The following is a 21,874-nucleotide window of genomic DNA, read 5'->3' on the forward strand; positions in this document are numbered from 1 at the left end:
TTTATTATTTGTCTGCGGGTAATATGCCCAAGCTAATGATGGTGTAATTTTGATTTACTGGTTTTGCGGTTGAATTGAAGGCTTCACTGACTTCAACCAGATATTGTCCAGAATTTGGGAAAGTGAGTGTGGCAGAGCCATCCGTAGCGACAGGAACTTTTAACGCTTGTTTATCGGTTTGACCTTGAGCTCGAACCAGTAACTCCGCATTTTTGAGTGCTTGCCCTGATTTTTTAATCAGAATCTGTACAGGTTGTTGTGCAGTGATGTCATTGGGATGGGTTTTAAACTCAATCTGTATAACTGCATTAGTTTTGTTTTGAAATGCAGAGGATTTATCTTTTGAAATATAGCTTTGGATTGACCATTCACGCTGAATACTGACTGGTACAGGGGCTTTTTTGAAATCAGACGGGACTACATAGTCACGTTCAGAAATATTTCCTGCTTTATCTGCGGCAACATCAAAAAGCATTTTCCATTCTTTATGATGTTGTACATATTTGAGAGGAAACGAAACTTGAGTAGCCAGTTGATAAGTACCTGACTGTGGTAAGGCCAGATCAAAAACAGTTGCAGATTTTAAAGTACCCGCCGATTGAATGTGTAATTGACGTTGATCAGGTTGAATGACTGTTAAAGCTGCTTGTTTAAGTGCATGTTCAGCATTGAGAGCTTCTTCTGCATAAGCTCCAATCACTGGAATTTGTGAATTTGTAGTGATGTAACTTAGCGGTGCAATATAAGGTTCATGTGCATGGCCATAAGAACAAAACAGTAGGGCAAGTGCAAGATATTTATTCATTGTAGACATCCTGTTGAGAGGTGTAGTGTCAAATCAAAAAAAAGCTGTGCAGGTATTATATAGAGAAAAATCATTATTGATAATAATAATTATTATCAATAAAAAGAAATGAACTCCCCATTTATAAAATAAAGAGAGGTGTGAAATGAGTGAACAACAAGGGCATGATCATAGTCACGCCATGGTCATCGAGGGCAATGTCAAAAAACTAAGCTTTGCTTTGGCGATGACCAGTACATTTTTAATTGTTGAAGTGATTGCAGGCTTTATGACGCAAAGTTTAGCGTTATTGTCTGATGCTGCGCATATGTTTACCGATGCAGCTGCACTCGCAATTGCATTGGTCGCGATAAAAATTGGAAAATTACCTGCGGACAATAAGCGTACCTTTGGTTATCAACGTTTTGAAATTTTGGCGGCATTGTTTAATGCGCTGATGTTGTTTGTGGTCGCGATTTATATTCTTTATGAAGCTTATCAACGCTTTAGCCAACCTCCTGAAATTCAAAGTGTAGGCATGATGATTGTCGCCGTTATTGGTTTGGTGATTAATCTGATTTCGATGAAGATTTTATTTTCAAGTTCCCAAGAAAGTTTAAATATCAAGGGAGCTTATTTGGAAGTCTTGAGTGATGCGCTTGGTTCAGTGGGTGTTATCGTCGGTGGCGCAATTATTTATTTCACGGGTTGGATGTGGGTTGATACAGTCATTGCTGTGCTTATCGGGTTTTGGGTCTTGCCAAGAACATGGATTCTACTCAAACAAAGTATCAATATTCTCTTAGAGGGTGTGCCTGAGGAAATTGATATTGAGAAGTTACGGAATGACCTGTTATCAATCAAAGGCGTGGAAAGTATTCACCAACTCAAAGTCTGGGCAATTACTTCCAAAAATGTTCATTTAACCGTCCATTTGTATGCACCTGAAGCAGATCGCAACCAGCTGTATCAACAAGCCATGGAAATGCTGAGTCATCAGCATGGGATCACTGAAATGACCCTGCAAATCGAGGATGATGCAGATATGGTGGATTCACATACAGCACCAGAGCATGTTCAGGGTTCACCTATAGCTCAAGAAAAAAACCATTCACATTAATGTGAATGGTTTAGTTTCTAAATCTGTTGAGTGATGTTTCTAGATTTGCCATTCATGGTTACAGTCGCGACACTTCCAGTTTTTATTGGCTTGCATAAAAGATTGCATGGAAATTTTAAAATCAGGAAGATCACGCCAAAAAAGCACACCGGCAATCACTGTTGCAATAAAAACCACAACTGTTGCAATCTGCAATGTCTGACCTGCACCGTTACTGAAAATCCACATCACAATACTGATGACAACCAAAAGCAATAAAATAAAGAGTAGTGGAATCAAGAATACCAAGCTTTTAGGTACAACTGGGCGAGCTGCAGGTGTGTTGCCATTTGCAACTGGGAGAATTTTCCGGCTTTGACACTTTGGACATTGGTATTGCATGGTGACTCCATATTAATCATCTTGCTATTATTCTAATCGTTCTCATTCAGAATGCAAAAAAGACTGGATGAGTATAATCACTTAAAATTTAGAGAATAAAAAACCCAAGTCATTATGCTTGGGTTTTTTACAAAGATGTCGCCATCTTGAATATGGCGTCCCTACGGGGATTCGAACCCCGGTTACCGCCGTGAAAGGGCGATGTCCTAGGCCTCTAGACGATAGGGACAGATGAGGCAACACAGGTAAAACTTTTGGTGGAGTCAAGGAGGATCGAACTCCTGACCTCTACAATGCCATTGTAGCGCTCTACCAACTGAGCTATGACCCCCAGTCTGTGTGAGCGCAATATTAGGGATATTGCGCCTTCACGTCAACAGAAAAATGAATTAAGCTTCGTCGATTGCATCATTTTTCGGCAATTTGATGCTTTCGTTTAGTTTTTCCCAAACTTTTGCTTCTTTTTTACTCGGACCACCCACAATTTCAAGTGCATGGCGTAAACGTGCAAACGTTAAGTCTGGACCAATCGTCACCATTGATTGCATAACAGGGGTCGATGAAGTCGAACCCGCAATCGCGATAAAGAATGCAGGCATGAAATCACGGAGTTTGATTTCCATTTGATTCGCCAAATCCATGAGCGTTTGGCTCACGGTATCGTTGTTCCAAGTAAATAGGCTTTCTAAACGCCAGATGGCAAACTGCAAACTTTGACGAACTTGTTCTTCACTGAGTTTTTTACTTTCGAACTGTTCTTTTGACAGAGTAGGGAATTGATTGAAATAGAAACCTGCCCAGTTAACAGCCTCAGAAAGTAAATTAATACGTGGCTGAATGGCTGCAGCAATGTCTTCGAGGGTTTTACGGTCTGCTTTCCAAGCAAGCAAAGTATTGAGCAACTCGGCAGGTGTAAGCGCTTTGATCCATTGACCATTTAACCAATTGAGTTTTTCAACATCGAAAATGGGACCGCCCAAAGAGACACGTTGAATGTCAAAATGCTCAATCATTTCAGCTAAAGTAAACTTTTCGCTTTCATCTGGCATTGACCATCCCATACGACCTAAATAATTGAGTAATGCTTCAGGAAGTACGCCGATATCTTTGTAATAATTGATCGAGGTTGGGTTTTTACGCTTCGACAATTTTGATTTATCTGGATTACGCAACAATGGCATGTGACATAATGTTGGCATTTCCCAACCAAAATATTGGTAGAGTAACTGGTGTTTTGGCGCAGATGGTATCCATTCTTCACCACGAATCACATGGGTAATTTCCATTAAATGATCGTCGACCACATTGGCCAAATGGTAAGTTGGCAAACCATCCGTTTTCAGCAAAATTTGCATGTCTACTTGAGACCATGGAATTTCAACTTCGCCGCGTAATAAGTCATTGAATTGGCAAATCCCTTGTTCTGGAACTTTCATGCGAATCACATGCGCTTCACCAGCAGCAAGACGTTGTTGTACTTCTTCTTGAGAAAGTTTTAAACCACGCCCATCATAACGCGGTGTTTCACCACGAGCCTGTTGCTCGGCACGCATTTGATCAAGCTCTTCAGCCGTCGCAAAACAATAGAAGGCATGCCCTTTTTCAACCAGTTCTAAAGCATATTGTTTATAAATTCCCATACGCTCAGATTGGCGATAAGGTGCGTGTGGACCACCGACATCTGGACCTTCTGACCAATTTAACCCTAACCAACGCAATGAGTCTAAAATCATTTGTTCAGATTCAGGTGTAGAGCGAAGTTGGTCTGTATCTTCAATACGAAGAATAAATTCACCACCATGTTTTTTGGCAAAACATAAGTTAAACAGAGCGATATAGGCAGTCCCTACATGTGGGAAACCTGTTGGAGAGGGTGCAATACGAGTACGGACTTTCATAACCAAATATTATTCAGAATGTAAATTGAAACTATTATAACGAAAAAGCCCAATCGCTTAAGGGTTAATTCACCAATAAAGGACTGGGCTTCTAAATTCTTTTGAGGAGTAAAGAATTTATTTTCTCAAATCAAGCAACTATGAGGTGTGTGGTTGGAAAATTGCTTGTACAAAACGCGAAAACTTTTGATGTTGTTCAGCTAAAAAGTTTTGCGATGGTGTCGTTTTTAGTGAAGTTAAAACTTTGATTTGATCTTTGTCAGAAATCAGTTTGCTTTCACCACGTTTTTGCTGATTGAGCGCTTTTTCAATCGGTGACTGTTTGTCGGATACCACAATCATAGATTGTACTGGTCGAGTGGTGTCTTTAATAACTGCACTGTGACCTGTTTGTGCCATGATTGTTAGTCCTAAGCTGATAGCTAACAATTTAAAATATGGATACTTCATTCCATCTACTCCCCCGGATGGTCGATTTTTTTTCTTTAACAAGGTGTGTTTAACACGGTTATTGTAGCAAAATAAGTTACAAAAAGCTTAACTACGTCACATTTTTTAATAATACTACACAAAAAATGTTTAAAAAACAACCATTGAAACGAAATGTAATAATTAAATTAATATCATATAAATATGGATGAATCGTGAAGAGTTCAAGTATACAATAAACTGTTTAGAAAAGATTCGAAATTATTGAGCTGTTTATTGCATGATTTTGAATATCTTTAAATATGATAAGAATAGAGTTTATATTTATAAGTAATTGATTGTTAAATCAAAATAATAAAAATATAGTGAATTCTAGTCACTGAAAAACCGAGAAACTAATGAAAAGACTACTGCTTTTAAGTGCAATCAGTTTGATTGCGATTGGGAATACATATGCGGCAAAAGAATTCTTAAATGTATCGTATGATCCTACCCGAGAATTTTATCAAGAATATAACAAAAGTTTTGGACAGTTCTGGAAATCGAAAACGGGGCAAGATGTCGAGTTTAAACAATCTCACGGGGGGTCAGGCAAACAAGCACGCTCTGTGGTCGATGGTTTGCAGGCCGATGTGGTGACTCTGGCATTGGCAAATGATATTGATGAAATTGTAAATGCAGGTTTGATTGAAAAAGGTTGGCAGAAAGAGTTTCCAAATAACTCAGCACCTTATACCTCAACAGTGGTGTTTCTGGTCCGAAAGGGCAATCCAAAAGGCATCAAGGATTGGAATGATCTTGTAAAACCAGGTGTTGAAATTATTACCCCTAACCCTAAAACGGGTGGGGCACCGCGTTGGATCTATTTATCCGCTTGGGGCTATGCTTTAAAACAGCCAGGTGGTAATGATGCCAAAGCACGTGAATTGGTGAAAAAGATTTATAAAAATGTCAAAGTTTTAGACTCTGGTGCCCGAGGTTCTCTGACCACTTTTGCTGACCGTGGTATTGGTGATGTATTGCTGTCTTGGGAAAATGAAGCAATTTTGGCAACCTCTGGTCCAGATAAAGACAAATATCAGATTGTTTATCCGTCAATTTCCATTCTCGCTGAACCTTCGGTTGCCGTTGTTGACAAAGTTGTCGATAAAGATGGCAACCGAAATCTAGCCAAGGGTTATTTAAATTATCTCTATTCACCTGTAGGGCAAGATCTTGCAGCAAAATACAATTTCCGCCCCCGTGACCTAAAAGCCGCTGCCAAATATGCTGCTAAATTTCCAAAAATCAAATTGTTTACCGTTGATCAAGTTTTTGGTGGTTGGGCAAAAGCACAGAAGGTGCATTTTGCCAATGGTGGGGTATACGATCAATTTACAGCTGAAAAGTAATCTTTTAGAAAGCAAGGCCTTTGATTTAAATAGGCTTTGCTTTTTTTTTGTTTAACATGATGCTTTTTCAATTTTCGTTTCTAATCATTTATCAGATTGTTGTGGTAATCGTCTTGATGTGCACATGATTGACCATTCTTTTTATGAAAGTTGTTGTCGCTCCAACATGAAGATTTTCAGTTTTCGATCTTTTATCTGATGTGATCAATATAAAAAATAACTCAGCAATAACAGCGTAGAGACTCGGAAATATTCATCAAGATCAAGCATGGTTTATCTGTGTTCAGTTTTAAATTTTATATCCTTGCGCTTTTGATTGAAGTTTATTGGCTTATTTCATATATTTAGAATAATTTTAAATTTGCTGCGGCGCTCATATGAAAAACAATTTTAAAGCACTTTTAAGTGCTGTGATCATTGCGACTGGATTTACAGGAACAACTCAAATCACTCATGCGGCTGATCGTGAATTTTTAAATGTGTCTTATGATGCAACGCGTGAGTTCTATGATGAGTTTAATAAATCATTTGGAGCATACTGGAAAGCTCGAACAGGAAAAACTGTAGATTTTAAACAATCACATGGCGGGTCTGGAAAGCAAGCGCGTGCTGTGGTCGATGGCTTGAAAGGAGATGTAGTCACTTTGGCTTTAGCCAATGACATCAACGAAATTGTGAAGTCGGGTCAAATTCATCCGGGTTGGGAAAAGGAATTCCCAAATAACTCTGCACCTTATACTTCAACAGTTGTATTTTTAGTGCGTAAGGGCAATCCTAAAGGCATCAAAGATTGGACAGATTTGACCAAGCCGGGCGTGCAAATCATTACGCCGAATCCGAAAACGGGTGGATTGCCAAGATGGATTTATCTTTCAGCTTGGGGATATGCGCTTAAACAACCCGGCGGAAATGATGCAAAAGCACGTGAATTTGTCTCTAAGATGTACCATAACGTGAAAGTGATGGATCCTGCTGCACGTGCGTCCATGACCACATTTGCTGAACGTGGCATTGGTGACGTTTTATTGACTTGGGAAAATGAAGCCATGGTGAGTAAAAAAGCCACAGGCAATAAGTTTGATATTGTCTATCCTTCCATGTCGATTCTGACGGAGCCTTCTGTTGCGATTGTAGATAAGACAGTTGAGAAGAATGGCAATAAATGGCTGGCTACAGGCTATATCAATTATTTATATTCACCGATTGGACAGGATATGGCAGCACGTCATTTTTATCGTCCACGTAATGCAAAGATTTTAGCAAAATATGCCAAACAATTTCCTGAGTTAAAAACTTTTACCATTGATGAAGTATTTGGTGGCTGGGCAAAAGCGCAGCAAACACATTTTGCAAATGGCGGTGTTTTTGATCAGATTTATAATACCAAACGTTAAGTTATGATGGATTGGATAAAGAAGCCTCCTTTTAAGGAGGCTTCTTTTATTTATGATTGAATGCGTTAGACTGGTTTTAAATTAAACAATAATTTGAAACGATATGCATCCAAATCAGACCAGCTACAGTCAATGGCATTAAGACAATTTTTGATATTCGAACCTCAGTGAAAGAAAATCATGATTACGGGCACAGTTGACGGAGTTGGGTATTACTACGAAACCATATCTGACAGTAATTCAATGTTGTTCCTGTGTTTGGGGCGCTGAGTTGAATGATCAGATATGTGGATTTACATGAGTAGAGCAAGATGAAGGACGCATTTTTGCCATGTTTGTTTATTCTGACTTTGAAGCGAAGGAAATTGGCAGCGCATGGCTTAAAAAAGCTGAGGATTTTTTATTTCAATATTTCAGGAAATTTGCTTGGAAACTGATGCAAGAAGCTATGCTTGTGAATTCTATACTCGACACGGATGGCATGTCGTCAAACACCTTGAAAATCATGATGTGAAAATGATTAAGCAATTAGGGGCATTTTATAGTGCTGGTTGTGTTTGTTTTTTACACTGTTTTTAGATTCAAGCACTGGAAAAACGGTTTTCTCCATAAAAAGTAATATTTCCCTACAAAAAGTCGTTTGGAGCTTTAACAAAACAAGGTAATAATGTGCAGTTACTTTTTTTGCTTAAACTGAAACTCTAATTATGTCTCATATTTCTGTATTACTACGTGAAACTGTCGATGCTTTACTTGCAGGGCGCAATACAGGAATTTACGTGGATGGGACGTTTGGACGTGGCGGGCATACGCGTTTATTACTCTCTAAGTTAGATGAACATTCAAAAGTATATGCTTTTGATAAAGACCCTCAGGCACTCGAAGTGGCCTATCAGCTTGAAAAAGAAGATTCGCGCTTTAAAATTATTCATGCCAGTTTTGCAGATTTACAACAAGAATTGAATCAATTGGATATTTATCAAGTTGATGGCATTATGGCAGATTTAGGGGTGTCATCACCTCAGTTAGATCAAGCTGAACGTGGTTTTAGTTTCATGAATGATGGACCACTTGATATGCGTATGGATAATTCACAAGGGCAAACCGCGGCTGAATGGTTGCTGGATGTTGAAGAAGAACATTTGGCGAATATCATTTTTCAATATGGTGAAGAACGCTATAGTCGCCGTATTGCCAAAGCGATCAAACAAGCCGGTTATATTGAAACTACTGGAAAATTAGCAGAAATTGTTAAGGTTGCGCATCCAAAGTGGGAAAAGAATAAACATGCTGCAACACGAACTTTCCAAGCCATTCGTATAGAAATCAACAAAGAGCTGGATGATGTACATACCTTTTTACCTCAAGCCGTAGATTTGTTAAAATCAAATGCACGTTTAGCTGTGATTAGTTTTCATTCACTTGAAGACCGGATTATTAAACAATTTATTCAAAAAGAATCAACTTTAGCAGAAGATAATGGTTGGGGATTACCGCAAAAAGTACAAGATACTCGTCGACTGAAAAAAGTAGACCGAATTCGTGCCAGTGAGGAAGAAGTCAAAGCTAATCCGCGTTCGCGTAGTGCTTGGCTTCGGGTTGCAGAGCGATTAGAACAAAAAGGCGCACAATGAAACAAGAAATTATAGAAGAATCAAGTCGTAAACTCGCTGTCAAAAAAGCAATTGTTTATGGTCTTTTGGTTGCCGCAGTACTGATTAGCGCTTTCATGGTCGTGTTACAGGTTTTTGCTTATCGTCATGATTTCCGTGACTTAAATAGCTATATGCGTGAGCGCGAAGATATCAATGCAGAGTGGGGGAGGTTGCTCATTGAACAACAGACATTTGGTGCGACAGCACAAATTGGTACGCGTGCAGTAACGCAACTCCGTATGTATTCACCGCCAGCTGGACAAACAGTTGTCATTTCATTACCAAGTGAATCAGAGCAGAAGAAGTAAGGCATCTGTATGGTAGATAAGCAAACTAAACAGACTCGGCAGCCGCGTAAAAAGCAGCCGTCCATTACCCAGAAAAGTACCGCATCTATTGATATGTGGCGGTTTTATCTTATGTGGGGTGTGGTTCTTCTCTGCTTCGTTGGTCTGGTTGGGCGTGCATTTTATGTGCAGGTGATTAATAAAGACTTTTTGCAGAATAAAGCCAATGCCAATATTTTGCGTACAGAAACCTTAAAAGCCATGCGTGGTGTAATTAGTGATCGCCACGGTGTACCTTTGGCAATCAGTTCTCCAATCATGAAGGTGGTGATTGATCCTAGAGAGTATTTTGAGACCAAAAAACAATTTGACACCATCACAGCTGAATTACAAAAAACGCCAAACAGCAGAAAATTGAAACGTCAGTTACCTGATGAAAATTTAAATTTAGATGAATTGGCCGATGCAGTCGGGATTGATCGTGCAGATTTAAAGAAGCGTTTGAATGAACGTCCTCGCTCACGCTATTTGGTGTTAAAAAAAGAAGTTCCACCCCCTCAGGCAGACTTCATCACTCAGCATAAATTTGCCGGTGTGTATGCTGAAAAAACCTATAAACGTTATTATCCGCAACCTCAACCGAATGCTCAAATTATTGGTTTAACCAATAGTGAAGGGACAGGGATTGAAGGCTTGGAAATGCAATTAAATTCGCGTCTTGCCGGTGAGGATGGTGAGCAGAAAATTTCACGCGATAAGCATGGTAACCGTATCAGCACGCCAGAAGTCGTGAAAGAAGTCAAAGCGGGTGAAAATATTACTTTAAGTATAGATTCACGTTTGCAATATATTATGTATCGTGAGTTGACTGCTGTCGGTGTGGCAAACAATGCACGTTCGGCATCTTCAATTGCTGTAGATGTCAAAACGGGTGAAATTCTGGCAATGGCAAGTTGGCCCTCTTATAATCCCAATGACAAGAATGGGTTAAATAATAAAGATGCCATGCGTAACCGAGGGGCGATTGACATGTTCGAACCTGGTTCGACCATGAAACCCTTTACAATTGCTGCAGGCTTAGAAAGTGGTCAATACACGCCAAATACAATAGTCAATACCAGTCCGGGTTCAATGCGTCTAGGTTCGCATACGATTCGTGATACGCATAATTATGGATCATTGACTGTAACGGGTGTGATTATCAAGTCATCTAACGTTGGCTCTGCAAAAATTGCCCTGTCTTTGCCGAAAGAAACGTTGCCGAGTTTCTTTAGAAAGGTTGGTTTTGGTCAGCGTTCAGCGGTGAAATTCCCAGGTGAAAGTGGTGGTTTAGTACTTCCTCCTGAAAAATTAAATTCATCTCAAATTGGAACCATGGCATATGGTTATGGTCTGAATGCAACGATTTTACAATTGGCTCAAGGCTATGCCATGTTAGCCAATCATGGTGTGGAATATCCGTTAAGCCTGTATAAGCTCAATGAACAGCCTAAAGGGAAGCAGGTCCTTGATCCTAAAATTGCTGACTCAGTTTTATTGATGTTAGAGCAAGTGACCATGCCAGGGGGTACCGCGAAACAGGCCAATATTCCGGGTTATCGCGTTGGAGGTAAAACAGGAACGGCACATAAGCTACGTGCTGATCATCGAGGGTATTCAAATACAGAATATCGTGCATTATTTGCAGGCGTTGCGCCGATCAGTGATCCTCGTTTAGCGATTATTGTGGTCGTGGAGAATCCTCGTGGTCAATATTATGGTGGTCTGGTTGCAGCACCAGTTTTTGCCCGTATTATGCAAGAATCTTTACGTTTAATGAATGTGCCTTTGGACAAGCCGCTTGAAACGGCAAAGGCGACGCGATAGGTAAATCATGATGATTAATTTTCAGGACATTTATCACGATGGTCGTGATCAAGACCATACACAAAGTTGGATGTCTGAGCCATTTAAAGGTTTCTCTCTGGATAGTCGCTATGTTCAGCACGGACAGATTTTTATTGCATTAACCAGTTATTCTCAACCTGAAAAAACACAACAGTTTGCTCAGGCGGCTTTGGATAAAGGGGCATTGGCCATTATTAGCGAAACGGATCTAGGTATTGTACCAGCTTTGGTCTGTCCTCAAGTTCGCAGATTGATGGGGCAGTGGCAAAAACAATATTTACAAGCCACAACACCTGTGCAAACGGTACGTGTTTTGGCTGTCACTGGAACCAATGGTAAAACCACGATTTCTCGTTTGGTTGCGGAATTATTGGCATTACAAAATAAAAAATGTGCGGTTATGGGGACAACAGGTAATGGTATCTTACCGCACTTGGAAGCGTCCTCTCATACCACATTAGATGCTTTGCATTTACAAAATCTAATGCATGATTTTGCCCTGCAAGGTGCTGAATTTGCCTCAATTGAAGCAAGTTCCCATGGTTTAGAGCAAGGTCGTTTAAATGGTTGTGATATTGAAATTGCTGCCTATAGCAATTTAAGCCGTGATCATTTGGATTATCATGGGACACTTGAAGCCTATGCGGAAGCAAAATCATTATTGTTTAAATGGGCTTCGTTAAAAGTTGCCATCATTAATATTGATGATGCGCATGCTGATTTGATGATGAATGCGGCAAGCAGTAATTTATCTCATCCTAAGGTATTGACCTATTCGACTTCTAAAGCTGCTGATTATCAAGTATTTGGAATTAAATACAGCTTGGATGGCGCAGTTTTTCATTTAAAAACAGCCAAAGGCGAATTTACTGTACATAGCCCATTGCTTGGGCATTTTAATATTGAAAACCTTGTGGCAAGTTTAATTATGGCTGAGCAAGCAGGTTTTGATTTAAAACAGTTGATCGCACAAGTACCAAAATTAAAAGGTGCGCCAGGACGTATGCAGGTGATTCGTGATCAGGATCGATTATTTGTTGTCGACTATGCCCACACACCGGACGCATTAACCCAGGTATTAAAAACTTTAAAGCGTCATGTTGAAAATCAGCTTTGGGCGGTATTTGGTTGTGGCGGTGATCGTGATCGTGGTAAACGACCTTTAATGACCAAAGCTGCATTGGAACAAGCCAATCCTGTGCTGATTACCTCAGATAATCCGCGTACTGAAAATCCTGAACAAATTTTTGCCGATATGAAACAAGATATCGATTTTAGCCAACACGAGATTCATGAAATACGTGATCGTCGTGAAGCGATTAAATATGCAGTCAAACATGCCCAAGCAGGCGATATTGTGGTGATTGCCGGCAAAGGACATGAAAACTATCAAGAAATAGATGGAGTGCGTCATTGGTTTGATGATGTCGTTGAAGTGCAATCTGCTATAGATGCACAACACCATAAAACCAATTCAGCCTATCCAGCTCAGTAGGAATAAACGATGCATACCTCGACGACGAGTACTGTGCCTTTAGAGCCATGGTCAGCAACAGAACTTGCTGAAGCCACTCAAGGGTATTGGTATTTAGACCAAGTGCCGCAAGGTGAAATTAAACGTATTTTAACTGATTCCCGTTATGCTGAACTCGGTGATGCATTTTTAGCGCTCAAGGGTGAGCGTTTTGACGCACACGAATTTGTCGCACAAGTCGCTGAAAAGGGCTGTCAAATTGCGATTGTCAGTCATCCAGTTGAAGCCAATATCTGTCAGTTGGTCGTTGATGATACACGTTTGGCATTGGGGCATTTGGGGGCGTATCGTCGTGCACAGCACCCTCAATTAAAAGTGATTGCACTGACAGGCAGCAGTGGTAAAACCACCACCAAAGAAATGTTGGGCAGTATTCTTACGCGTTTAGCCCCTGCTTTGATTACACGGGGCAATTTAAATAATGATCTTGGTGTTCCAATGATGCTCTTGGAGCTTCGTTCAGAACATCAGTATGCAGTCATGGAACTGGGTGCGAGCCATCAAGGTGAAATTGACTATACCTCAAGCTTGGTACAACCTCAGGTGGCGGGGATTCTCAATATTGGAACTGCGCATTTAGGTGAGTTTGGCGGTCGTGATGGGATTTGCCGTGCTAAATCTGAAATTTACCACCATATTGATCCGGCTGGCACATCGATTGTTCCTGCTGCAGATGATTTTACTGATACGATTCGCCTAGCTGTACGGACAGAACATTGTTTAAGTTTTGGGCAAGGTGGGGAAGTCTTTGCCACAGATGTTGAGTTGTTGGCACAATCTGCAGTATTTACCCTCAATACGCCGCAGGGTTCTAGAGTGGTCAATTTGCCTTTTGCAGGAGAGCACAATGTGCATAATGCTGAGGCTGCGACAGCATTCGCTTTAGCCATGGGTATTGCTTTAGAGGATATTGTTGCGGGTTTGGAGTTGGCACAAGGTGCTAAAGGGCGGCTTAACTTTATTCAAAAGAATAATCATCTATTGATTGATGATACCTACAACGCCAATCCAACTTCCATGCGTGCTGCGGCTCAGGTACTTGCACAGCAGCAGGGAATTAAAGTCATGGTGATTGGTGATATTGGTGAACTGGGGGATACTGCTGCTCAACAGCATTATATGCTAGGACGTGATCTTGTTTCAGTGAGTGGTATTGATTTCGTGGTCGCAGTAGGTGAGTTTGCTCCTGCAACACAAGAAGGTGCTCGAAGCACTCAATATGGTAAAAAATTACAAGCTTTTCTGAATCAAGAACAAGCTTTGCCTTTATTATTAAGTTTAATAAAAACACATCAACCCCAGTCCATGAGTTTCTTATTTAAAGGTTCTCGTTATACCCATATGGAAACGTTGATGGCTGATTTGATGGAGAAAGTTTAATGCTGTTTTGGTTATTTCAACACTTGGCAGGTTATGAAAATGCGTTCCAAGTTGTTCGATACCTATCGTTGCGCGCATTGCTCAGTGTATTGACTGCACTTGCGATTGGTTGGGCTTTGGGTCCATTGATGATTCGTAAACTACAAGCGCTCAAATATGGTCAAGCAGTCAGTTCTTTTGCACCTGAAAATCATGCCAAGAAAATGGGTACACCAACCATGGGCGGGATTTTAATCCTACTCTCCATTGGAATCAGTACTTTACTTTGGGCAGACTTATCCAATCCCTATGTGTGGATTGTCTTAATGGTGATGGTGATCTTTGGTGCGGTTGGATGGGCAGATGACTGGATTAAAGTTCGTTATAAAGATAATGCAGGGTTACCTGCCAAGAAAAAATTCTTTTGGACATCGGTAGGTTCACTGGGTGCAGGTATTGCATTGTATGTGATTGCAATACAGCAGGACAATCCTATCCATACAGCCAATATGTTAGATTTGTTGATCCCATTCTTTAAAAACTTGAGTATTCCATTATCTGCGATTCCCTTAGGAATCGGGTTTATTATTTTTACCTATTTGGTCATTAATGGTGGTTCAAATGCGGTGAACTTGACGGACGGTTTGGATGGTTTGGCGATTATGCCAATTGTCTTGGTTGCAGCAGGTTTAGGTGTTTTTGCTTATTTGGCTGGTGATATTCGCTTTGCCAATTATTTGCATATTCCTTATGTGAAATATACTTCTGAATTGGTGATTATCTGTGCTGCGATGATTGGTGCGGGTTTAGCTTTCTTATGGTACAACGCGCATCCGGCACAAGTCTTTATGGGCGATGTAGGTGCGTTGTCCCTAGGCGCGATGTTGGGCACAATCGCAGTAATGGTTCGCCAAGAAATTGTGTTTGCGATCATGGGTGGAGTGTTTGTTGTTGAAGCGATTTCTGTTTTCCTGCAAATCGGATCGCTGCGTATGCGTAATAAACGTGTATTCCTGATGGCACCTTTGCATCATCATTATGAAAAGAAAGGCTGGCGTGAGACTCAAGTGGTGATCCGTTTCTGGATTATTACAATTATGCTGGTAGTTTTAGGTCTAATGACATTAAAATTACGATAAGCCAAAGTCAGTTGAAGGAGTCGGCATTTGCCGGCTTTTTTATTGCCTTTTACAATATCCTGTGGAGAATACGATGAATTTATTGATGTGCCCTGTATGCCGTGAGGGGTTAAGCCTATCAGGTCGAACTTGGCGCTGTGTAAATCATCATAGTTATGATGTCGCAAAGCAAGGCTATGTCAATTTACATGTGGTACAGCACAAACACAGTAAGAATCCAGGTGATACTGTTGAATCCGTACAAGCACGACGGGCTTTTCTCAGTGATGGGTTTTATGCACCTTTACAGCAAGCCATCGTAAAAAAGATTCGCGATTTGCGTATTGAAAACCTGTTGGATATCGGTTGTGGCGAAGGTTACTATACCAATGCAATGCAACATGAAGTGATGCAATGTGTTGGGGTAGATATTGCGAAAAATGCAGTTCAGGTGGCTGCAAAGCTGAATAAAAACGTGACTTGGATTGTGGGAACGGGGGCAACATTACCCGTTTTAGATCAAACGATAGATTTATGTACCAGTTTGTTTAGTCCCATCCCTATCGAGGAAATCTTGAGAGTGCTTAAATCTCAGGCTTATCTGATCGTGGTGACACCTGCTCCCGAGCATTTGTATGCAATGCGTGAAGGTCTGTTTGATGAAGTGAAGGTACATGACCCTCATAAGTTTGTTGAGCAACTACAAACACATTTTGATTTGATTGAACAACCGATTGTGGAAACGACTTTTGAGTTAAATCAAACACAATTAAAAAATCTAATCGCCATGACACCTTATGCATATAAAGCTAAATCTGAAAAGCGTATGGTTTTAGAGCAACAACTACAAACTGAATTAAAGGCGGCATTTCAAATTTATGTTTTTCAGAAAAAATAACCAGTTACTCGCCATAAAAAATGCCATCAGTCGATGGCATTTTTTATGGCATAATTTAATTATTGAACTTCATTAATCAAATTTTCAAGTGAGTCTTGTTCCCGTTTTGCAGCGCCTTGATTCATCGCAGGCGGGGTTGCTTTATTCGGTTTTAACGGCTGATCATTGCCTTCTTCTGGTAAATCATCAAAATCATTGGACGCATTACGTGTTGGAACAACAGGTGCTGGTCTAAAAATTGGACGAGCTAAAGGTGGAGATGAACCATAGCTTTCGTTTTGAGTTTGGTCATCAATTTGAGTTTGATGGCGTTGCTCGCGAGAAACGGGTGCTTTGGCATCTTTGTCAAAATGTACCCAAGCTGATGGCGTACCTTTTAAAGCTTTACCCATAAAGTTAGTCCAAACAGGAAGAGCTGCAATACCACCAAATTCACGTCGACCTAATGTGGTAGGTTGGTCAAAGCCAACCCAAGCTATCGCAACCAATTTACCATTAAAGCCTGCAAACCAAGCATCTTTGGCATCGTTGGTTGTTCCTGTTTTACCACCAATGTCATCACGACCAATTTTAAGTGCAGCACGCCCAGTACCATGAACAATCACATCATGAAGAATGTTGGCCATATCAAATGCAGATTGCGATTTTAAAATACGCTGAGCTTGGCGATACTTACTTTGCTCTTCTTTGGTGAGGGGGGCTGGAGTGTCAGCAACAGTAAGATTGGCACCTTCAATGACTTCATCGTCAGGAGTGACTTCTGCATCTACAGTTTGGTCTTTTTGATTGATACATGGAATACACGCATATTCAGGAGTTGCTTCATAGATTGTTTTACCATAGGCATCTTCAATACGACTGATGAAATGCGGTTGAATGCGATAACCTCCGTTGGCAATAGCTGCATAGCCTGTTGCCATTTGTACAGGAAGTACTTGTGGTGTCCCTAAAGCAATCGTAAAGTTACGTGGAATCTGATCTTCTTGGAGACCAAAATCCATTAATAATTGTCGTGCACGTTCCACACCAACACTCTGCAATAAGCGTACAGATACTGTATTACGAGATAAGTACAAGGCACGACGCAAAGGGATCATACCCAAATAACGACCATCGGAGTTTCTCGGTGACCAACGACCAATGGTAATCGGACTGTCATTCACCATGGTATAAGGCGTCATACCGCGTTCGAGTGCCAGTGCATATACAAATGGCTTAATGGTTGAACCAGGCTGACGCCAACCTTGTAATGCGCGGTTAAATTTAGACTGATAGAAGTTGTAACCCCCAACGACTGCCTCAATCGAACCATCATTTGGATTGATGGCGATAAGCTGACCTTGGACTTTTGGAGTTTGCACCAATGACCATGCGGTTTTATTGTCATTGGGGCGTAAACGAATAATATCTTTCACTGACACAATTTGTGAGGCACGACTTGGTGCACCACCAACGGCATTGGCATTGATATATTTTCTTGCCCAAGACATTCCTGACCAAGGGACAGTTACCGTCGAACCATCTTGCATTTTGGCTTCAAAGGTGTTGCTACCGACTTTAATGACTTCGGCAGGATACGTATTGGCATAAGGAATAAAATCTTTGAGGGGCTTGTCATGTGCCTCAGCACCACGCCAACCATGACGACGGTCGTAATCTTCCAAACCCTTTTGAACAGCATCTTCAGCATATTGTTGACGTTGGCTGTTGACCGTTGTATAGACTTTATAACCCGAATCAATTGCTTGTTCACCAAACTTTTCTACCAGTTCAGCACGAACCATTTCACCAACATAAGGAAATTTATTGCTTAAACCACGATCCGGCATACTCAAATTAATCGGTTCAGCCACGGCTTTTTCATATTCAGCCTGTTTCAAATAACCTAATTGGAGCATGCGTCCCAAAATCCAGTTGCGACGTTCCAGTGCACGTTCAGGATTTACAACAGGATTGTATTTAGACGGTGCTTTGGGTAAACCGGCAATCATTGCCATTTGTGCAATACTGAGTTGATCTAAGCTTCTGTCATAATAAATTTTTGCTGCAGCAGCAATACCATAAGCATTTTTACCTAAGAATATTTTATTGACATACAACGATAAGATTTCTTCTTTAGATAGGTTTTGTTCTATTTTTCGAGCTAAAAATACTTCAGTCAATTTGCGCTTCAAAGTACGTTCAGGAGAGAGATAATAGTTTTTGGCAACCTGCATCGTGATTGTTGAGCCACCTGTCTGTACATTTGATCCGGTCACACTTTCACTCAATGCACGTCCTAAGCCCTTAAAGCTGATTCCACTGTGTTCAAAAAATGATGAATCTTCAGCAGCAAGAAAAGCATGAATGAAATGCGGCGGAATCTGATCGTATTCCACAGGCACAGAAAGCTTGCCACCATATTCAGCAATTAATTGATTGTCAGCCGAGTAAACTTGTAAAGGTTTGAGCAATGGCGCTTTTTTTAAAGAGCTCATTTCTGGCAGAGATGGGGCAATATATAGGTACATTCCATAAAAGCCCATCGGAATTGCGACTAAGATAATAATAATCAGCAAAAAAAAGGGATGAATATGACCTGAACAAGATAGCTTTTTCATAACAAGTAAGTTTTAATAATAGCTAATGGCAAACTAATTGTGGTCAGTATAGCTTCTCATGTGATGGATTGTTAGATGGGATATTGTATCTGTAAAAAATTAAGACCAAATACAGCTAGTTTGTGTTATTTGTTGGGGATAAAAAAATAATAGGAAATGTATCGTGCTTAGACTATATCGTAAGCAAAATAAGGGGTTGGTAGGAGTAGATATTAGTTCTACTACTGTAAAAATTTTAGAGCTCTCTGTTAAGAACGGTCGTTACTGGGTTGAAAGTTATGGATTAAGTCCGCTGATTGATGGGAGTGTGGTTGAAAAAAACATTCTTAATCCAGAAGCAGTTGCAGATGCATTAGAGCGAGCAGTGAATCTTGCTAACCCTCAATCGCAAAATGTGGCTGTTGCAGTGCCTACCTCTATGGTGATTCATAAAATCATAGAAATGGACGCCGATATGTCCGATGAGGAAAGAGAAGTTCAGATTCGTATGGATGCTGAACAATATATTCCTTTTCCTTTGGATGAAGTCAGCTTAGATTTTGAAGTATTGAATGATAAGTTAGCCAATCCGAATCGAGTGAATGTGCTTTTGGTGGCGACACGTGCTGAAAATATTGAGTCTCGTGTTGAAGTTCTGGAAATTGCAGGTTTATCTCCTAAAATTGCAGATGTAGAAAGCTATGCCATAGAACGTGCATTTGATGTCTTCTCCGATACTTTACCCATCGGGGTGAATCTTGTTGGGATCTTAGATATTGGTCATACCATGACCACATTATCTGTGATGCAAAAGGGCAAGATTATTTACACACGTGAACAGGTGTTTGGGGGGAAACAGCTTACACAAGATGTGCAAAATCGTTATGGTTTATCTTATGAGGAAGCAGGTCGTGCCAAAAAAGACCGAACCTTACCCGATGATTTTGAAACTGAAGTGTTGATGCCATTTTTAGAAGCAGTGGTCCAGCAAGCGGCACGTTCATTACAGTTCTTCTTCTCCTCTTCACAATTTAATGAGATTGATCATATTTTGCTGGCAGGTGGAAATGCAAATATTCCGGGTTTGGCAAAATTATTACAACAAAAATTAGGCTATCGAGTCACCATTGCAAATCCATTTTTACAAATGGGTTTTTCACCACAAATTGACTTAAGAAAAATAGAAAATGATGCACCGTCACTCATGGTTGCATGTGGCTTAGCGTTGAGGAGTTTTGATTAATGGCAAAGATTAACCTACTCCCTTGGCGTGACGAGCTAAGAGAACAGAAAAAGAAACAATTTGTGGCAATCTGTGTGGGGGTTGCATTGATTGGATTGGCAACTGTGTTATTAGCATGGTTTTATTTTGATCATAAGCTTGAAGATCAAGAGCAAGCAAATCAGTTGGTGACCAGTACCAATCAAAACCTGGATATGCAATTAAAAACCCTGGATGGTTTGCAAGAGCGTCGTAATGCCATCATTGAGCGAATGAAGCTCATTCAAGGCTTGCAAGGTCAGCGTCCAGTAATTGTACGTTTAGTTGATGAGTTGGTGCGTGTGGTACCAGCACAAATGTACATCACGAAATTCAGCCGTGTCGGGGATAAATTTACCATTGAAGGTAAGGCTGAAAGTCCAAATACTGTTGCAGAATTATTACGGGGTTTAGAAGCTTCGGAATGGTATAGAAATGCCTTTATGAATTCATTCTTGGCTGCGGAAGAAGATAAAAATCAAGCACAAACATCTGTGATTCCTCGGGTAGAAGAGTCTTATGGAAGTTTTGTTGTCACTGTAGATATAGGGGAAATCGCTTCTGTAGCAGATGATCATGCGACAAAGGCTGAACAAGTTCCAGCTGCTGGGGGTGCCAAATGAGTCGTGAAGATTTTGAGCAATTAGATTCATCGGTGAATGATGCTCCAAAAAAGAATAAAATGACAGTTGAGAAATTTTTTCAACAATTCAATACGTTGGATATGAATAACTACGGTAGTTGGCCGTTATCGGTGAAAATTACCTGTTGGATATTTCTGTTCTTTTTGGTTTGTGCGATTGGCTATTTTCTTGCAGTCAGACCTAAGCTGGATGCAATTGATCAGGCACGTACAGTTGAACAGAATCTACTGAATGAATTTAAGGAAAAAGATTCTAAGTTAAGAAATCTGCAGCAATATCAAGCCCAGTTACAACAGATGGAAGCAAATTTCAATCAACAACTTGAGCAGTTGCCTAAAGAGACTGAAATTCCAAGTTTAGTTGAAGATATTAACGTGACAGGAGTGAGTTCAGGGTTAAAATTTAAAAACATCAGACTTGAACCTGAAGTGAAACAAGAGTTCTTTATTGAACAGCCTATTTCCATTGATGCGACAGGGGATTATCACTCATTTGGGAGTTTTGTGAGTAGTGTTGCGGCTTTACCACGTATTGTTACTTTGCATGATTTCACAATCACAGGAACAGCCAGTCAAGACAAAAAATCAGATGTTCCTGTGATTGATTATACGATTAAGGCGAAAACCTATCGTTATATTGGTGCTGATGAACAGAAAGCACAAAAAACTGTGAATCAGGCAAATCCAGCTGCACCTTCAACACCACAGCAAGGAGGAACACCACAATGAAAAAGCACAATAAAATAATCTGTGGAATTTCCTTTGCAATGGTATTGGTGGGTTGTGATTCAAGAATTGATGCAGTCAATCAAGAAATGGCAAATATTCGCAGTCAACCTCCATTGCCGATTGAACCTGCACCTGTATTTAATCCTGTGCCAAGTTTTAATTACTCTGCACAACAATTGCGTAGCCCATTTTTACCAAGTTCATTGGCAAATGAATTAAAGGTGATGTCAGGAAAACGAGTTTATCCAAATTTCTCTAGACAGCCACAGCCATTGGAAAGTTATCCTTTAGAGTCATTAACTCTGAAAGGAAGTATGAAGGGCAATGCAGGGCAAACAGTGGGATTAATCCAGACACCAGATGGGGAAATTGAACGTGTTCAACTGGGCAATTACATGGGGATGAATCAGGGTCGAATTATTGAAATTACGCCGATCCGTATTGATTTATTAGAAATTGTTCCAGATGGTCGAGACGGTTATATAGAAAGACCGCGGAGTCTAGTTCTCATTGGTCCAGTGGATTAA

Annotated in this window: 20 protein-coding genes and 2 tRNA genes; 15 read left to right on the top strand and 7 right to left on the bottom strand. The window is 40.4% G+C overall.

Annotated elements, in window-relative coordinates; genetic code table 11:
* Nucleotides 1–4 precede the first annotated feature (4 nt).
* On the bottom strand, nucleotides 5–805 hold the full coding sequence (locus OSH00_RS07575; protein ID WP_266129930.1) for a DUF4198 domain-containing protein: 801 nt from the start codon (nucleotides 803–805) through the stop codon (nucleotides 5–7).
* 145 nt (nucleotides 806–950) lie between these two features.
* Between OSH00_RS07575 and OSH00_RS07580 the strand changes: the two genes are divergently transcribed.
* Nucleotides 951–1,904 (top strand): cation diffusion facilitator family transporter, encoded by a 954-nt coding sequence (locus tag OSH00_RS07580; protein ID WP_266129931.1) that lies wholly within the window; start codon nucleotides 951–953, stop codon nucleotides 1,902–1,904.
* A gap of 39 nt (nucleotides 1,905–1,943) precedes the next feature.
* Here OSH00_RS07580 and OSH00_RS07585 read toward each other — a convergent pair whose 3' ends face one another.
* From OSH00_RS07585 to OSH00_RS07605, 5 genes are all read right to left on the bottom strand, one after another.
* On the bottom strand, nucleotides 1,944–2,285 hold the full coding sequence (locus tag OSH00_RS07585; protein WP_004825419.1) for a hypothetical protein: 342 nt from the start codon (nucleotides 2,283–2,285) through the stop codon (nucleotides 1,944–1,946).
* A gap of 153 nt (nucleotides 2,286–2,438) precedes the next feature.
* A tRNA-Glu gene (locus tag OSH00_RS07590) sits at nucleotides 2,439–2,514 on the bottom strand.
* Nucleotides 2,515–2,540: 26 nt separating this feature from the next.
* Nucleotides 2,541–2,616, bottom strand: a tRNA-Ala gene (locus OSH00_RS07595).
* A gap of 58 nt (nucleotides 2,617–2,674) precedes the next feature.
* Nucleotides 2,675–4,183, bottom strand: coding sequence for a glutamate--tRNA ligase (gene gltX / locus OSH00_RS07600; protein WP_266129932.1), 1,509 nt, complete (start codon nucleotides 4,181–4,183; stop codon nucleotides 2,675–2,677).
* 138 nt (nucleotides 4,184–4,321) lie between these two features.
* Nucleotides 4,322–4,633 (bottom strand): DUF4179 domain-containing protein, encoded by a 312-nt coding sequence (locus OSH00_RS07605; protein WP_266129933.1) that lies wholly within the window; start codon nucleotides 4,631–4,633, stop codon nucleotides 4,322–4,324.
* Between the two features lie 377 nt (nucleotides 4,634–5,010).
* Between OSH00_RS07605 and OSH00_RS07610 the strand changes: the two genes are divergently transcribed.
* From OSH00_RS07610 to OSH00_RS07655, 10 genes are all read left to right on the top strand, one after another.
* Nucleotides 5,011–6,003, top strand: coding sequence for a sulfate ABC transporter substrate-binding protein (locus OSH00_RS07610; RefSeq protein WP_266129934.1), 993 nt, complete (start codon nucleotides 5,011–5,013; stop codon nucleotides 6,001–6,003).
* 377 nt (nucleotides 6,004–6,380) lie between these two features.
* Entirely contained in the window at nucleotides 6,381–7,397 is a 1,017-nt protein-coding gene (locus tag OSH00_RS07615; protein ID WP_266129935.1) for a sulfate ABC transporter substrate-binding protein, read from the top strand.
* 331 nt (nucleotides 7,398–7,728) lie between these two features.
* Nucleotides 7,729–7,911: a hypothetical protein gene (locus tag OSH00_RS07620; RefSeq protein WP_266129936.1), complete on the top strand. Its 183-nt coding sequence runs from the start codon at nucleotides 7,729–7,731 to the stop codon at nucleotides 7,909–7,911.
* A 193-nt stretch (nucleotides 7,912–8,104) separates the two neighbouring features.
* Complete coding sequence (gene rsmH, locus OSH00_RS07625) at nucleotides 8,105–9,031, top strand: 16S rRNA (cytosine(1402)-N(4))-methyltransferase RsmH (RefSeq protein ID WP_266129937.1); 927 nt, start codon at nucleotides 8,105–8,107, stop codon at nucleotides 9,029–9,031.
* The gene (gene ftsL / locus OSH00_RS07630; RefSeq protein WP_266129938.1) at nucleotides 9,028–9,360 is read left to right on the top strand and encodes a cell division protein FtsL; all 333 of its coding nucleotides are present in this window, start codon (nucleotides 9,028–9,030) and stop codon (nucleotides 9,358–9,360) included. The genes rsmH and ftsL overlap by 4 nt, the downstream gene beginning before the upstream one ends.
* 9 nt (nucleotides 9,361–9,369) lie before the next feature.
* Nucleotides 9,370–11,205: a penicillin-binding protein PBP3 gene (gene ftsI, locus OSH00_RS07635; RefSeq protein ID WP_266129939.1), complete on the top strand. Its 1,836-nt coding sequence runs from the start codon at nucleotides 9,370–9,372 to the stop codon at nucleotides 11,203–11,205.
* A 7-nt stretch (nucleotides 11,206–11,212) separates the two neighbouring features.
* On the top strand, nucleotides 11,213–12,721 hold the full coding sequence (locus OSH00_RS07640; RefSeq protein WP_266129940.1) for a UDP-N-acetylmuramoyl-L-alanyl-D-glutamate--2,6-diaminopimelate ligase: 1,509 nt from the start codon (nucleotides 11,213–11,215) through the stop codon (nucleotides 12,719–12,721).
* Nucleotides 12,722–12,730: 9 nt separating this feature from the next.
* Nucleotides 12,731–14,140: a UDP-N-acetylmuramoyl-tripeptide--D-alanyl-D-alanine ligase gene (locus OSH00_RS07645; protein WP_266129941.1), complete on the top strand. Its 1,410-nt coding sequence runs from the start codon at nucleotides 12,731–12,733 to the stop codon at nucleotides 14,138–14,140.
* On the top strand, nucleotides 14,140–15,258 hold the full coding sequence (mraY, locus tag OSH00_RS07650) for a phospho-N-acetylmuramoyl-pentapeptide-transferase (RefSeq protein WP_266129942.1): 1,119 nt from the start codon (nucleotides 14,140–14,142) through the stop codon (nucleotides 15,256–15,258). Before OSH00_RS07645 ends, mraY begins: the two co-directional genes overlap by 1 nt.
* A 73-nt stretch (nucleotides 15,259–15,331) precedes the next feature.
* Nucleotides 15,332–16,135 carry a putative RNA methyltransferase gene (locus tag OSH00_RS07655; RefSeq protein ID WP_266129943.1) on the top strand — a complete coding sequence of 268 codons (804 nt, stop codon included), beginning with the start codon at nucleotides 15,332–15,334 and terminating at the stop codon, nucleotides 16,133–16,135.
* A gap of 59 nt (nucleotides 16,136–16,194) precedes the next feature.
* Here OSH00_RS07655 and ponA read toward each other — a convergent pair whose 3' ends face one another.
* Nucleotides 16,195–18,735 carry a penicillin-binding protein PBP1a gene (gene ponA / locus OSH00_RS07660; protein ID WP_266129944.1) on the bottom strand — a complete coding sequence of 847 codons (2,541 nt, stop codon included), beginning with the start codon at nucleotides 18,733–18,735 and terminating at the stop codon, nucleotides 16,195–16,197.
* A 163-nt stretch (nucleotides 18,736–18,898) separates the two neighbouring features.
* On the opposite strand from ponA, the gene OSH00_RS07665 reads away from it, so the two are divergent.
* From OSH00_RS07665 to OSH00_RS07680, 4 genes are read left to right on the top strand one after another with little or no spacing between them, the layout of a single operon-like run.
* Nucleotides 18,899–19,957 (top strand): pilus assembly protein PilM, encoded by a 1,059-nt coding sequence (locus OSH00_RS07665; RefSeq protein WP_009587163.1) that lies wholly within the window; start codon nucleotides 18,899–18,901, stop codon nucleotides 19,955–19,957.
* Complete coding sequence (locus OSH00_RS07670; protein WP_266129945.1) at nucleotides 19,957–20,598, top strand: PilN domain-containing protein; 642 nt, start codon at nucleotides 19,957–19,959, stop codon at nucleotides 20,596–20,598. The genes OSH00_RS07665 and OSH00_RS07670 overlap by 1 nt, the downstream gene beginning before the upstream one ends.
* Nucleotides 20,595–21,347, top strand: a complete 753-nt coding sequence (locus OSH00_RS07675; protein ID WP_266129946.1) for a type IV pilus inner membrane component PilO — start codon at nucleotides 20,595–20,597, stop codon at nucleotides 21,345–21,347. The genes OSH00_RS07670 and OSH00_RS07675 overlap by 4 nt, the downstream gene beginning before the upstream one ends.
* Nucleotides 21,344–21,874: a pilus assembly protein PilP gene (locus tag OSH00_RS07680; protein WP_266129947.1), complete on the top strand. Its 531-nt coding sequence runs from the start codon at nucleotides 21,344–21,346 to the stop codon at nucleotides 21,872–21,874. Before OSH00_RS07675 ends, OSH00_RS07680 begins: the two co-directional genes overlap by 4 nt.

Source organism: Acinetobacter nematophilus, assembly GCF_026344175.1.
GTDB lineage: Bacteria > Pseudomonadota > Gammaproteobacteria > Pseudomonadales > Moraxellaceae > Acinetobacter > Acinetobacter nematophilus.

Bases quoted from the DNA above. Each gene is read 5' to 3' on its own strand.
- OSH00_RS07615 (WP_266129935.1), top strand. From the start codon at position 6,381: ATGAAAAACAATTTTAAAGCACTTTTAAGTGCTGTGATCATTGCGACT.
- OSH00_RS07675 (WP_266129946.1), top strand. From the start codon at position 20,595: ATGAGTCGTGAAGATTTTGAGCAATTAGATTCATCGGTGAATGATGCT.
- OSH00_RS07670 (WP_266129945.1), top strand. From the start codon at position 19,957: ATGGCAAAGATTAACCTACTCCCTTGGCGTGACGAGCTAAGAGAACAG.
- OSH00_RS07580 (WP_266129931.1), top strand. From the start codon at position 951: ATGAGTGAACAACAAGGGCATGATCATAGTCACGCCATGGTCATCGAG.
- gltX (WP_266129932.1), bottom strand. From the start codon at position 4,183: ATGAAAGTCCGTACTCGTATTGCACCCTCTCCAACAGGTTTCCCACAT.
- OSH00_RS07605 (WP_266129933.1), bottom strand. From the start codon at position 4,633: ATGAAGTATCCATATTTTAAATTGTTAGCTATCAGCTTAGGACTAACA.
- OSH00_RS07610 (WP_266129934.1), top strand. From the start codon at position 5,011: ATGAAAAGACTACTGCTTTTAAGTGCAATCAGTTTGATTGCGATTGGG.
- OSH00_RS07655 (WP_266129943.1), top strand. From the start codon at position 15,332: ATGAATTTATTGATGTGCCCTGTATGCCGTGAGGGGTTAAGCCTATCA.
- OSH00_RS07575 (WP_266129930.1), bottom strand. From the start codon at position 805: ATGAATAAATATCTTGCACTTGCCCTACTGTTTTGTTCTTATGGCCAT.
- ftsI (WP_266129939.1), top strand. From the start codon at position 9,370: ATGGTAGATAAGCAAACTAAACAGACTCGGCAGCCGCGTAAAAAGCAG.
- mraY (WP_266129942.1), top strand. From the start codon at position 14,140: ATGCTGTTTTGGTTATTTCAACACTTGGCAGGTTATGAAAATGCGTTC.
- OSH00_RS07620 (WP_266129936.1), top strand. From the start codon at position 7,729: ATGTTTGTTTATTCTGACTTTGAAGCGAAGGAAATTGGCAGCGCATGG.
- OSH00_RS07585 (WP_004825419.1), bottom strand. From the start codon at position 2,285: ATGCAATACCAATGTCCAAAGTGTCAAAGCCGGAAAATTCTCCCAGTT.
- OSH00_RS07680 (WP_266129947.1), top strand. From the start codon at position 21,344: ATGAAAAAGCACAATAAAATAATCTGTGGAATTTCCTTTGCAATGGTA.
- OSH00_RS07640 (WP_266129940.1), top strand. From the start codon at position 11,213: ATGATGATTAATTTTCAGGACATTTATCACGATGGTCGTGATCAAGAC.
- rsmH (WP_266129937.1), top strand. From the start codon at position 8,105: ATGTCTCATATTTCTGTATTACTACGTGAAACTGTCGATGCTTTACTT.
- ftsL (WP_266129938.1), top strand. From the start codon at position 9,028: ATGAAACAAGAAATTATAGAAGAATCAAGTCGTAAACTCGCTGTCAAA.
- OSH00_RS07645 (WP_266129941.1), top strand. From the start codon at position 12,731: ATGCATACCTCGACGACGAGTACTGTGCCTTTAGAGCCATGGTCAGCA.
- ponA (WP_266129944.1), bottom strand. From the start codon at position 18,735: ATGAAAAAGCTATCTTGTTCAGGTCATATTCATCCCTTTTTTTTGCTG.